We start from the raw sequence: 12,724 nt of genomic DNA on the forward strand, positions 1-12,724 counted from the left end.
CTCCCGCCTCCGCGCTGAGCGGCGCGACGGGCCTCGGCCCGGCTGCCGTACTGGGACGCGCCACCGCCACCGGGATCCTGCGCGGCGGAACGGCTTGCTGGTGCGGCACGGCGGCCGGACGACGGCTGGGCCGCGCGCCTGGCCGCGGCTCGTCCGCCGCCCTGGGGCTGCGGCGGCTTGCGGCGGTGCTCGCTCATCGAACGACTACTCCTAGGGCAGGCGCGCTAACGCCTGGAAGCGGCAGGTGGCTTGCGGTCCCCCCGATGCGCGGTACGGCCGCCCCCTGAGCGACCGGGCGCACTGCATCCAGGACGAGGACGCCTGGTGGTGTCACTCGGTTCCCGCTGGTCTGCATGGCGCACAGACTACGCACGGCCAAATCGCTCCCACTGCGGATGTTCACTCCAAATCAGGCAGGTTGTGTCCCACGAATCGGTGATGTGACCTCGTTCACCGTGCCCCCTCTTGTCGCATCTACACGCGCGTTCTATCGTCTGGATGTATCGAGTCGATACATCAGCTCGGCATAGTGCGGCATAGGGGACACTGGGGACGAAGGAGGGCGACATATGAGCAGACGCTCCGGCATCCTCGAGTTCGCCGTTCTCGGGCTGCTCCGTGAGTCCCCGATGCACGGCTATGAGCTGCGGAAACGTCTCAATACCTCGCTCGGAGTGTTCCGAGCGTTCAGCTACGGCAGTCTCTACCCCTGCCTGAAAACCCTTGTGGCCAACGGATGGTTGATCGAGGAACCGGGCAGCGCTCCGGAGGACGCCCGTGCGGCGACCCTCGCGGGGCGGCGGGCGAAAATCGTCTACCGCTTGACGGCGGACGGCAAGGACCACTTCGAGGAGCTGCTCGCCCATACCGGCCCTGACGCGTGGGAGGACGAGCACTTCGCCGCCCGCTTCGCGTTCTTCGGGCAGACGTCGCGGGACGTACGGATGCGGGTGCTGGAAGGCCGCCGCAGCCGGCTGGAGGAGCGCTTGGAGAAGATGCGCGCCTCCCTCGCCCGTACCCGTGACCGGTTGGACGACTACACCCTCGAGCTGCAGCGACACAGCATGGAGTCGGTGGAGCGCGAGGTCCGCTGGCTGAACGGGCTGATCGAGAGCGAGCGGACCGGGCGCGACATGCGCAAGTCCGCGGCACCGCAGGACACATCAGGAGAAACAGGCGGTACGCCCAGGGGCCGGGGACGTTCCCGGACGGACCGGTCCGGCGACACCGCCAAGTGAGCTCTGCACTCCGCAGGGCTTCGTCGAGTCAACACAGGGAGCAACCGGAATGGGTTCGGTTCGCGTAGCCATCGTCGGCGTGGGCAACTGCGCCGCCTCGCTGGTGCAGGGCGTCGAGTACTACAAGGACGCCGACCCGAACGGCCGCGTGCCGGGTCTGATGCACGTGCAGTTCGGCGACTACCACGTGCGCGACGTGGAGTTCGTGGCCGCGTTCGACGTCGACGCGAAGAAGGTCGGCCTGGACCTCGCGGACGCCATCGGCGCCAGCGAGAACAACACGATCAAGATCTGCGACGTGCCGGCCACCGGCATCACCGTCCAGCGCGGCCACACCCTCGACGGCCTGGGCAAGTACTACCGCCAGACCATCGAGGAGTCCCCCGAGGCTCCGGCCGACATCGTGCAGACCCTCAAGGACAAGCAGGTCGACGTCCTCGTCTGCTACCTCCCGGTGGGTTCCGAGGAGGCCGCGAAGTACTACGCGCAGTGCGCCATCGACGCCAAGGTCGCGTTCGTCAACGCCCTGCCGGTCTTCATCGCGGGCACCAAGGAGTGGGCGGACAAGTTCACCGAGGCGGGCGTCCCGATCGTCGGTGACGACATCAAGTCCCAGGTCGGCGCCACCATCACGCACCGCGTCATGGCGAAGCTGTTCGAGGACCGGGGCGTCATCCTGGACCGCACGATGCAGCTGAACGTCGGCGGCAACATGGACTTCAAGAACATGCTCGAGCGCGAGCGCCTGGAGTCCAAGAAGATCTCCAAGACCCAGGCCGTCACCTCCCAGATCCCCGACCGCGAGCTGGGCGAGAAGAACGTCCACATCGGCCCGTCCGACTACGTCGCCTGGCTGGACGACCGCAAGTGGGCCTACGTGCGCCTCGAGGGCCGCGCGTTCGGTGACGTCCCGCTGAACCTGGAGTACAAGCTCGAGGTCTGGGACTCCCCGAACTCCGCCGGTGTCATCATCGACGCCGTACGTGCCGCGAAGATCGCCAAGGACCGTGGCATCGGTGGCCCGATCCTCTCCGCCTCCTCGTACTTCATGAAGTCGCCGCCGGTGCAGTACTTCGACGACGAGGCCCGTGAGAACGTCGAGAAGTTCATCAAGGGCGAGGTCGAGCGCTAGGACCGCTCGGCACTGCGGAGCACGCCGGGATTCCGTACGGCGCTCCGCTACCGCCTCGTGCGGTGTGGGCCCCCGGGTTTGTGCGCCCGGAGGCCCATAGCGTGTGTGAGGCTGGGCGGCATGCCTGTTGTGCGCGATCTGCGCGTCCTGCTCCAACTGCGCGACTTCCGACGTCTGCTGACCGTCCGGCTGCTGTCGCAAGGGGCGGACGGCGTCTACCAGGTGGCGCTCGCCGCGTACGTCGTGTTCTCCCCCGAGAAACAGGCCTCCCCCACGGCCATCGCCTCCGCCATGGCCGTCCTGCTGCTGCCCTACTCCCTCCTGGGGCCGTTCGCCGGTGTGCTGCTGGACCGCTGGCGCCGTCGACAGGTCCTGTTGCACGGCAACCTGCTGCGCGCGGCGCTGGCCACCGCCACCGCCGTCCTCGTCGTCGCACGCGTCCCCGACTGGCTCTTCTACGCCTCCGCCCTGTCGGTGACCGCCGTCAATCGCTTCGTCCTCGCCGGGCTCTCCGCGGCCCTGCCCCGCGTCGTCGACTCCTCCGACCGCCTGGTGATGGCCAACTCCCTCTCACCGACCGCGGGAACACTCGCGGCGACCGCGGGAGGCGGTCTCGCCTTCGCCGTCCGCCTGGTGGCACCCGAGGGCACGAGCTCCGACGCCGTGGTCGTCCTCTCCGGAGCTGTCCTCTATCTGTGTGCGGCCCTCTGTTCCCTGCGCATGCCCGTCGGCCTCCTGGGACCCGAGCTCTCCGCGCCACCGGCCACCCTGCGCACGGCGCTGCTGGACACCGCGCGCGGCCTGCTCGCCGGGGTACGTCATCTCGCGGAGCGCCGGACCGCCGCCCGCGCCCTGGCGGCGATGACCCTGATGCGCTTCTGCTACGGCGCGCTGACGATCACCGTGCTGATGCTCTGCCGTCACGCGTGGACCACGACCGAGTCCGACGGGCTGGCGCTGCTCGGTCTCGCCGTGGGCGTCTCGGGGGCGGGCTTCTTCGCGGCGGCCGTCGTCACGCCCTGGGCCGTGGGCCGGCTGGGGCGGCTCGGCTGGATCACCACGTGTGCCGCCGCGGCGGCGGTCCTGGAGCCCGCTCTCGGCCTGCCCTTCGCACGCGGCCCCATGCTGGTCGCGGCCTTCGTGCTGGGCCTCACCACCCAGGGCGCGAAGATCGCCACCGACACGGTGGTCCAGTCCTCGGTCGACGACGCCTTCCGCGGGCGGGTCTTCTCCCTCTACGACGTCCTCTTCAATGTCGCGTTCGTGGGCGCGGCGGGCGTGGCGGCCGCGATGCTCCCGCACGACGGGCGCTCGTCCGTCCTGGTGGTGATCGTCGCCCTGATCTACGCGACGGTCGCCGCGCTCATGGCGACGGGCACGAAGGGGCGAGCGAAAGGGCGATGTTTCACGTGAAACATCGCCCCTCGACAGCTCACCCACCGGTGTTTCACGTGCGACGCCGTTTCGTGCACGCCGCCGTTTCACGTGAAACACCGCACCGGCACATCAGTCCTGTGCCGCCCACCACTCCTTGAGGGCGGCGACGGCGGCGTCGCGCTCCATCGGACCGTTCTCCAGACGCAGCTCCAGCAGGTGCTTGTAGGCCCTGCCGATCACCGGCCCCGGTCCCACCGCGAGGATCTCCATGATCTCGTTGCCGTCCAGGTCGGGCCGGATCGAGTCCAGCTCCTCCTGCTCCTGGAGCAGGGCGATGCGCTCCTCCAGGCCGTCGTACGCGCGGGACAGCGCGTTCGCCTTGCGCTTGTTGCGCGTCGTGCAGTCGGAGCGGGTCAGCTTGTGGAGGCGCTCCAGCAGCGGGCCGGCGTCCCGTACGTAGCGGCGCACGGCGGAGTCGGTCCACTCACCCGTGCCGTAGCCGTGGAAGCGCAGGTGGAGCTCGACAAGCTTGGAGACGTCCTTGACCAGGTCATTGGAGTACTTGAGCTTGGTCATCCGCACCTTGGTCATCTTGGCGCCCACCACCTCGTGGTGGTGGAAGGAGACCCGGCCGTCCTTCTCGAAGCGGCGGGTGCGCGGCTTGCCGATGTCGTGCAGCAGCGCGGCCAGGCGCAGGACCAGGTCCGGGCCGCCTCCCGGCTGATCACGAGGGGCCTCCAGGTCGATGGCCTGCTCCAGGACGGTGAGCGTGTGCTCGTACACGTCCTTGTGACGGTGGTGCTCGTCCCGCTCCAGACGAAGGGAGGGGAGCTCGGGCAGGACGAAGGCGGCGAGGCCCGTGTCGACGAGGAGCCTCAGGCCCTTGCGGGGGTGGTCGGAGAGGATCAGCTTGTTGAACTCGTCCCGGATCCGCTCGGCGGAGACGATCTCCAGCCGGTCCGCCATCTCCGTCATGGCGGTGACGACCTCGGGCGCGACCTCGAAGTCCAGCTGGGCGGCGAAGCGGGCGGCCCGCATCATGCGCAGCGGGTCGTCGGAGAAGGACTCCTCCGGGGTGCCGGGGGTGCGCAGGACCCGGGCGGCCAAGTCCTCCAGGCCGTTGTGCGGGTCGATGAACTCCTTCTGCGGGAGGGCGACGGCCATCGCGTTGACCGTGAAGTCCCGACGGACGAGATCCTCCTCGATGGAGTCGCCGTAGGAAACCTCCGGCTTCCGGGAGGTCCGGTCGTATGCCTCCGACCGGTATGTCGTGATCTCAATGTCGAAGTCGGACTTGCGGCATCCCACGGTCCCGAAGGCGATGCCGACCTCCCAGACCGCGTCGGCCCACGGGCGGACGATCTTCAGTACGGCGTCCGGGCGGGCGTCGGTGGTGAAGTCGAGATCGTTGCCGAGCCGGCCGAGCAGCGCGTCCCGCACCGACCCGCCGACCAGGGCAAGCGTGAACCCGGCCTCCTGGAAGCGGCGGGCGAGATCGTCGGCCACGGGGGAGACCCGCAGGAGCTCGCTCACAGCGCGCCGCTGCACGGCGCTGAGCTCGTTGGTCGACGACTGGAGGTGGCTGTCATTGTTGGCGTTCGGCACAACAGAAGAGGGTACGTGGCCGCACGCCCGGGAGCCTCTCGGTAAACGGAGGAGAGCGCCGTACCGCACAAAGCAGGCGCAGCCGGGACATCGGGCCACGGCGACGATCTTGCGGAGCGGTCCGCGGCACTTCGTCACAGCGGGCCTCGTTACCATTCGTGGACGCATAACCGACGACCACTGACGACGACGAGGGACGGACGAGCGCGTGGCCGAGGCGGCAGAGTTCCAGGGGACGGTCTCCGCTGCTGCCTGCCGGTGGTTCCGCCACACCGCGCTGGTACTGACCGGTCTGCTGCTGGTCATGGGCCTGGTGCAGCTGCCGGCGGCCCCCGCCGCCCACGCCGAGTCGGCGGGCTCCCGCACGGTCGGGGTCTCCGTCGACTCCGTGACGCCCGTCGCGCCGACGCAGAACGACACGATCACCGTCTCGGGCACCGTCACCAACAACGGCGGCTCGACGGTCACCGACGCGCACGTGGGCCTGCGCGTGGGCCCACAGCTCACCAGCCGCAGTGACATCGACGACCTGGCCGTGCGCTCGGCCTTCTCGCCGGGCACCGACGGCTCCGAGGTCGGCGGCCACACCCAGAAGATCGACAAACTGCCTCCGGGCGTCAGCCGCGACTTCAGCATCTCCCTGCCCGCGAAGGACCTGGATCTCGGCAAGGACGGGGTCTACCAGCTGGGCGTCTCCCTCTCCGGGCAGTCCTCCGAGCAGTCGTACGAGCGGGTGATGGGCATCCAGCGGACGCTGCTGCCGTGGCAGCCGTCCGCCGTCGAGGGCAAGAAGACCCAGCTCACCGTCCTGTGGCCGCTCATGTCCACGACCCGGCTGACCGCCCGCACGGAGTCCGACCAGCAACAGACGCCGATCTTCCCCCATGACGACCTGGCCGCGGAGCTCGCGCCGGGCGGCAGGCTCCAGCAGCTGGTGGCGCTGGGCAAGAACCTGCCGATCACCTGGGTGATCGACCCCGATCTGCTCGCCACGGTCGAGGCCATGACGAAGAGCTACCGGATCGACGGGCCGGACGGGAAGACCGTCCCCGGCAAGGGCCAGGCGGTCGCCAAGCAGTGGCTCAGCCAGCTCCAGACCGCCATCGCGGGCGACCAGGTGGTGGCACTGCCCTTCGGCGACCCGGACCTCGCCTCACTCGCGCACCACGGCAAGGACGTCTCCGGCACCCTGAGCCACCTCCAGTCCGCCACGGAGCTCGCCGCGACCACCGTGGACACCATCCTCGGGGTGAAGCCGCGCACGGACTTCACCTGGCCCTACGAGGGCGCGGTCGACTCTTCGATCATCGACGTGGCCACCTCGGCGGGCGCGCACAACGTGATCGCCCGCAGTGACAGCTTCCGCGAGTCCCGCGGCTCGTACACCCCGACCGCCGCGCGGCAGATCGGCGGTGGCAACACGGCCATCGTCGCGGACGACCGGCTGTCCACCGCCTTCCAGGGCGACATGGTCCGGGCCGACGACTCCTCGCTCGCCGTGCAGCGCTTCCTCGCCCAGAGCCTCCTGGTGAACAAGCAGGCCCCCGACGACGAGCGCAGCATCGTGGTCGCGCCCCAGCGCATGCCCACGGCCAGCCAGGCACAGGCCATGGCGGCGGCCCTCGGCGGGCTGACGGACGGCCGCTGGACGCAGCCCGTCGACCTGGGCGACGCCGCCAAGGCCAAGCCCGACCCGGCGGCCAATCAGCAGGTGCCCGGCACCGGCGCCTACCCCGAGTCGCTGCGCAAGCAGGAGCTGGGCACCGAGGCGTTCGAGGAGATCCAGAAGACCCAGGAGACCCTGGATGCCTTCAAGGTGATCCTCACCTCGCAGGACCGCGTGGTCACCCCCTTCGGCAGCGCGATCATGCGGGAGATGTCCAATTCCTGGCGCGGTGACGCGCGGGGTGCCGCGGAGTTCCGCACCGCCGTGCGGTCGTATCTGGACCAGCTCAAGGGCCAGGTGCAGCTGATCCCGAAGTCCGACGCCACCCTGTCCGGCCGCAGCGCGACCATCCCCGTGACGGTCCGGAACGGCCTCCTGCAGCCCATCTCCGGGCTGCGGCTGGTGCTGGAGTCCAGCAGGCCGAACCGCCTCAAGGTGGGCGAGGCCCAGCAGGTGCGGATCGACGGCGGGCACAACCAGTCGGTGAAGTTTGAGACCACGGCCAACGCCAACGGTCCGGTCCAGGTGACGGCCCGGCTGTACACGGACGACGGCCAGCCCTACGGCGACCCGATGACCTTCACTGTGCATGTCACGTCCATCACCCCTATGGTGCTGATCGTCATCGTCGGCGGCGTGCTGCTCCTGATCCTCGCGGGCCTTCGCATCTACATCCAGCGCAAGCGCTCCGCCGCTGGTGGGACGGACACCGGAGGAGCTCCCGCGGGCACCGGGCCGGACGACGACAACCCTGGAGGATCGGATTCCCCGGCTCCGGACACCGGATCGGAAAGCACCGACCCATCCGGCTCAGGTGAGAAAGTGGACCGTTGACGTGTAATGGGGCCGGCCGGCCGCGGACGATGAGGTGGGGTAGCGATGAACGCGCCGTACGACGGTGACCGCGGGCAGGGCGCCGGTGGTGAACAGCGGGGCGCCTACCCGCCGCCCCCGCCTGCCCCGGGCCCGTCCCGCCAGGGCCCGTACGCCCGCGATCCCTACCTCCGGGACGCGTACGCCGCCGACCCGTACCCCGAGCACGACCCGGCGGCCCAGGACCCGGTGAACGGCGCGCTGCACGACCGTGCCGTGCCGCCCCCGCCCGGCACCTACCAGAACACCTTCCCGCTCCACCAGCCTCAGCCGGGCCCGCAGCAGGGCCCGGACCCGCGGCAGTGGGGAGCGGCGCCGCAGCAGTACCCCGAGGCTCCCGCGCGCCCGTACGGTGACGAACCCACGACGCAGTTCGCCGGCGTCGGCGGCCTCGCGGGCCAGACCGCGCCGGGGGAGCGGCCGGAGCGCGACGCCTTCGCGCACCTGTACCGGGACCAGCAGCAGCCCTACGAGCCGCAGCGCCCGGACGGCCAGCCGATCCCGGCACCCGGCCAGTACGCCAACCAGTCGCCCCAGGTCCCGCCGCTTCCGCAGCCGCCCACGCCCGAGCCCGAGGCCGAGCTGGAGGCACCCGCGGCCCCGGCGGCGAAGGGCGGCAAGGCGGCGAGCGTGCTGAAGTCGAGCGCGCTGATGGCGGCGGGCAGCCTCGTCTCCCGCATCCTGGGCTTCGGCCGCAACCTGGTGATGGCGGCGGCGATCGGCGTCGGCACCCTCAACGACAGCTACCAGGTCGCCAACACCCTGCCGACGATGATCTACATCCTCGTCGGCGGCGGTGCGCTGAACGCCGTGTTCATCCCGCAGCTGGTGCGGTCGATGAAGAACGACGAGGACGGCGGCGAGGCGTACGCCAACCGGCTCTTCACCCTCGTCGTGGTCCTCATGGGCGCCATCACCACCGTGTGTGTGCTGGCGGCGCCGGTGGTGGTCCGGGCGATGATGCCCGACAACGCCTCCAGCCCCGGTCAGCTGGACGTCGCGGTGGCGTTCGCCCGCTACTGTCTGCCCACCATGTTCTTCATGGGCATCCACGTCGTCGTCGGGCAGATCCTCAACGCCCGCGGCAAGTTCGGCGCGATGATGTGGACCCCGGTCCTCAACAACATCGTCGTCATCGCCACCTTCAGTGCCTTCATCTGGGTCTACGGCGACTCCGTCACGAGCGGTGTCAGCGCCGCCAACATCTCGCCCGAGGGCGTACGGCTGCTCGGCATCGGCACCCTGCTCGGTCTCACGGTGCAGGCGCTGGCGATGCTCCCGTACCTGCGCGAGACCGGCTTCAAGCTCCGGCTGCGGTTCGACTGGCGCGGCCAGGGCCTCGGCAAGTCCCTGGGCCTCGCCAAGTGGACGTTCCTGTTCGTCCTCGCCAACCAGCTCGGCATGGTCCTCATCACCCAGCTCGGCACCCGGGCGGGCGCCCTCGCCGAGAAGGCGCACCACACGGGCACCGGCATCACGGCCTTCAACTTCGCGCTGCAGCTCTGGCAGATGCCGCAGGCCATCATCACCGTCTCCGTGATGACCGCGGTACTCCCCCGGATCTCCCGTGCCGCCCACGACGGCGACGCGGCCGCCGTGCGCGACGACCTCTCGCACGGTCTGCGGACCTCGGCCGTCGCGATCGTTCCCTGTGCCTTCGCGTTCCTGGCGCTCGGCGTGCCCATGGCCACGCTGATGTTCTCCAGCTCGGGGACCGGCGGCGCCACGAACATCGGTTTCATCCTGATGGCCTTCGGCATCGGGCTCGTCCCGTACTCCGCGCAGTACGTCATCCTGCGCGGTTTCTACGCCTACGAGGACACCCGGACCCCCTTCTACAACACCCTGATCGTCGCGGGCGCCAACTCCGTGGGCGCCGTCATCAGCTACCTCGTCCTGCCCTCGCGATGGGCCGTGGCGGGCATGGCCTTCTCGTACGGCGCCGCCTACGCCGTCGGTGTCGTCGTCGCCTGGCGTCGGCTGCGTACCCGGCTCGGCGGGGATCTGGACGGCGCCCGGGTCGTCCGGACGTACGCCCGCCTGGCCGGCGCGTGCGTCCCCGCCGCCCTCATCGGCGGTGCCGTCGCTTACGGGATCAGCCAGGTTCTCGGCCGTGGATTTACGGGTTCGCTCGCCGCTCTGATCGGTGGTGGTCTCCTCCTGATCGGCGTCTTCTATATCGCCGCGAAGCGGATGCGCGTCGAGGAGCTGACCGCCATGGTCGGTATGGTCCGCGGACGCATCGGACGCTGACCGGAGCACAACCATCGCCCGCCGCCGCGTGTCGTGCATAGCGCCGGACTGTGGGCACAATTGTCTTGGCTGTGGACAGGGTGCAACGGATGGGGAGGCGGGAACGACGGTGGCGGAACGGAGCACAGCTGCCGTCGACGTGGCGGCCGCCGGCGGCAGCAAGCCGCTGACCACCGGGACGGCCAAGGCCACGACCGACGGGACACGGGACGCGGGCGGCACGGACGCGCACAAGGACGCCTCCCGCACGGAGGCGCGGAGCACCACCCGCGATCCGAAGGCCCCCGAGCTCCACAGCGGCCACAAGCTCGCCAAGCGGTACCGCTTGGAGGAGTGCGTCACCCGTCTGGAGGGATTCAGCAGCTGGCGCGCGGTCGACGAGAAGCTCCGCCGCGCGGTCGGCGTGCACATCCTGCCCGCCGAGCACCCGCGGTCCCGTCCGGTGCTCGCCGCGGCCCGCTCCGCCGCCTTGCTCGGCGACCCCCGCTTCGTCCAGGTCCTCGACGCCGTCGAGGAGAACGAGCTCGTCTACGTGGTCCACGAGTGGCTGCCCGACGCCACCGAGCTCAGCACCGTGCTCGCCGCCGGGCCGATGGAGCCGTACGACGCCTTCCAGCTCGTCAGCCAGGTCTCGCAGGCCATGGCCACCGCCCACCGCGAGGGCCTCGCGCACCTCCGCCTCAACCCCGGCTCCGTGCTGCGCACCTCGACCGGCCAGTACCGCATCCGCGGGCTCGCGGTCATGGCCGCCCTCCGGGGCATCAGCCCCGAGCACCCCCAGCGCACCGACACCGAGGCCATCGGCGCCCTGCTGTACGCCGCGCTGACCCAGCGCTGGCCCTACGAGAGCAACGCGCACGGCCTGCCCGGCCTGCCCAAGGGCACCGGCCTCATCGCCCCCGACCAGGTGCGGGCGGGAGTCCACCGCGGCCTCTCGGAACTCGCGATGCGCGCACTCGTCAACAACGGGGCCACCGCGTCACGGCAGGAAAAGCCGTGCGCCACTCCGGAGGAGCTCGCCAAGGCGGTCGCGGCCATGCCGCGCATCCGTCCACCGGAGCCATCCTTCGCCACTCCACCCGGCGGCTACCAGCGCACCACGTATCAGCCGGGTGCGTATGGTCAGCCGCCGTCGCGCAACGGCCATCCACAGCCCGCGCCGGTGCCCCCACCGCCTCCGCTCCAGAGCCGCACGGGGCGAGCCCTGAAGTGGTGCGTCTCCGCCCTGCTCATCGCCGCGCTGGGGCTGGGCAGCTGGCAGCTGGCGGATGCGCTGCTGAGGGAGGGGGACCCCAGCAGTCACTCCCAGTCGGACAACGGTGAGGGCGAGAAGAAGCCCGCCATAGCGCCACTGCCCATCAAAGAGGCCACGGAGTTCTCGCCCAAGGACAGCCCCATGGCGGAGAACAAAGCCTCTTTGACCGTGGACAACGACCAGAGCACCGGTTGGTATACCGGGGCTTTCTACAACCACTCCAACTTCGGAAACTTGCCCAATCGCAAGCAGGGCAGCGGCATCATCGTCGACCTTGGCAGTATCAAGAACGTCACTGGTGTCGACGTGACCATGTACTCCGGACAGACCATAGAGGTACTGGGCGCCGATTCCCCCGACTCGCGGCCCACCGATCTCAGCGGCTTCAAGAAGAAGATCATCGACAGTAGGACGGCAGGCGCCGAACTGAAGGCCAACGCCGCAAAACCTGTGAAGACCCGCTATGTGCTGATCCACATCACCGATCTGCCTCCCGACCCCAAGGGGGGCAACGGGTACCGCGGCGGCATCAACGAGATCAAGGTCCTCGGCTACTAGCAGCACTCCGAGTCCAAGGGGAGGGGTCCGGGGTTGGACGACGTCATCTACGACAGCGCGAGCGACGCCGACCTTCTCGCCCTGCATGTGGACGGTGACCCCCACGCCTTCGGCGAGCTGGTGCGCCGCCACCGCGACCGCCTCTGGGCCGTCGCGCTCCGGACGCTCGGTGACCGCGAGGAGGCCGCGGACGCCGTACAGGATGCCCTGGTCTCCGCCTATCGCTCCGCGCACACCTTCCGTGGCCAGTCCGCCGTCACCACCTGGCTGCACCGCATCACCGTCAACGCCTGTCTGGACCGGGCCCGCAAGGCGGCCTCACGACGCACCGCTCCCCTCGCCGAGACGGAGCGGCTGGAGCAGCTCCTCGAACCTCACGAATCCGCCGCCGCGCCCGCGGAGCGCGGAGACCTGCACCGTGAACTGCTCCAGGCACTCGCCACGCTCCCGCCCGACCAACGCGCGGCCCTTGTGCTCGTGGATATGCAGGGCTATCCGGTCGCCGAAGCAGCCAAGGTTCTGGACGTCCCTGTCGGCACTGTGAAGAGCAGATGTGCCCGGGGCCGGGCGCGCCTGCTGCCCATGCTCACCCATCTGCGTCCGGATGGCATGGGTAACCCGCCCCGCAGCGGGGGAAGGAACCGGTCGCAAGGGGCGTCCGTCCCACCACCAGCAGGACAGAGTGACGCAGATCCAGTGAAGGGCGGAGGTGGGCGAGCGTGACTTCGACGACCGGCACGGATGAGCACCCGGAGGTCGCGGAGATC

The 12,724-nt window shown here is 69.9% G+C and carries 9 protein-coding genes; 7 read left to right on the forward strand and 2 right to left on the reverse strand.

The genetic code is table 11. From position 1 onward, the window contains the following. A partial coding sequence (locus K6I34_RS02625; RefSeq protein WP_229322359.1) for a hypothetical protein occupies nt 1-197 on the reverse strand: 197 nt, incomplete at its 3' end. Between the two features lie 372 nt (nt 198-569). Between K6I34_RS02625 and K6I34_RS02630 the strand changes: the two genes are divergently transcribed. The 3 genes from K6I34_RS02630 (at nt 570) to K6I34_RS02640 (ending at nt 3,783) form a co-directional block, all read left to right on the forward strand. Further along, on the forward strand, nt 570-1,238 hold the full coding sequence (locus tag K6I34_RS02630) for a PadR family transcriptional regulator (RefSeq protein ID WP_229322360.1): 669 nt from the start codon (nt 570-572) through the stop codon (nt 1,236-1,238). 49 nt (nt 1,239-1,287) lie between these two features. Next, nucleotides 1,288-2,370 (forward strand): inositol-3-phosphate synthase, encoded by a 1,083-nt coding sequence (locus K6I34_RS02635; protein WP_229322361.1) that lies wholly within the window; start codon nt 1,288-1,290, stop codon nt 2,368-2,370. A 120-nt stretch (nt 2,371-2,490) separates the two neighbouring features. Further along, nucleotides 2,491-3,783 carry an MFS transporter gene (locus tag K6I34_RS02640; protein WP_229322362.1) on the forward strand — a complete coding sequence of 431 codons (1,293 nt, stop codon included), beginning with the start codon at nt 2,491-2,493 and terminating at the stop codon, nt 3,781-3,783. A 93-nt stretch (nt 3,784-3,876) separates the two neighbouring features. Here K6I34_RS02640 and K6I34_RS02645 read toward each other — a convergent pair whose 3' ends face one another. After that, a complete protein-coding gene (locus tag K6I34_RS02645; RefSeq protein ID WP_229322363.1) occupies nt 3,877-5,352 on the reverse strand; it encodes a CCA tRNA nucleotidyltransferase in 1,476 nt (491 codons plus the stop codon). A gap of 208 nt (nt 5,353-5,560) precedes the next feature. On the opposite strand from K6I34_RS02645, the gene K6I34_RS02650 reads away from it, so the two are divergent. The 4 genes from K6I34_RS02650 to sigM all read left to right on the forward strand — a co-directional run bounded on the left by K6I34_RS02650 (nt 5,561) and on the right by sigM (nt 12,680). Next, on the forward strand, nt 5,561-7,852 hold the full coding sequence (locus K6I34_RS02650; RefSeq protein WP_229322364.1) for a DUF6049 family protein: 2,292 nt from the start codon (nt 5,561-5,563) through the stop codon (nt 7,850-7,852). A 45-nt stretch (nt 7,853-7,897) separates the two neighbouring features. Continuing rightward, nucleotides 7,898-10,144: a murein biosynthesis integral membrane protein MurJ gene (gene murJ, locus K6I34_RS02655; RefSeq protein WP_229322365.1), complete on the forward strand. Its 2,247-nt coding sequence runs from the start codon at nt 7,898-7,900 to the stop codon at nt 10,142-10,144. A 109-nt stretch (nt 10,145-10,253) separates the two neighbouring features. Then, nucleotides 10,254-11,957 (forward strand): protein kinase family protein, encoded by a 1,704-nt coding sequence (locus tag K6I34_RS02660; RefSeq protein WP_229322366.1) that lies wholly within the window; start codon nt 10,254-10,256, stop codon nt 11,955-11,957. A 33-nt stretch (nt 11,958-11,990) separates the two neighbouring features. Beyond that, entirely contained in the window at nt 11,991-12,680 is a 690-nt protein-coding gene (gene sigM, locus K6I34_RS02665; RefSeq protein ID WP_229322367.1) for an RNA polymerase sigma factor SigM, read from the forward strand. The last annotated feature ends 44 nt before the right edge of the window (nt 12,681-12,724 follow it).

It is taken from the genome of Streptomyces sp. UNOC14_S4 (assembly GCF_020740835.1).
In the GTDB taxonomy this organism is placed as follows: Bacteria; Actinomycetota; Actinomycetes; order Streptomycetales; family Streptomycetaceae; genus Streptomyces.

Excerpts from the sequence above, each read along its gene's own strand:
- K6I34_RS02640 (WP_229322362.1), top strand. The coding sequence starts at position 2,491 with ATGCCTGTTGTGCGCGATCTGCGCGTCCTGCTCCAACTGCGCGACTTC.
- K6I34_RS02635 (WP_229322361.1), top strand. The coding sequence starts at position 1,288 with ATGGGTTCGGTTCGCGTAGCCATCGTCGGCGTGGGCAACTGCGCCGCC.
- K6I34_RS02630 (WP_229322360.1), top strand. The coding sequence starts at position 570 with ATGAGCAGACGCTCCGGCATCCTCGAGTTCGCCGTTCTCGGGCTGCTC.
- murJ (WP_229322365.1), top strand. The coding sequence starts at position 7,898 with ATGAACGCGCCGTACGACGGTGACCGCGGGCAGGGCGCCGGTGGTGAA.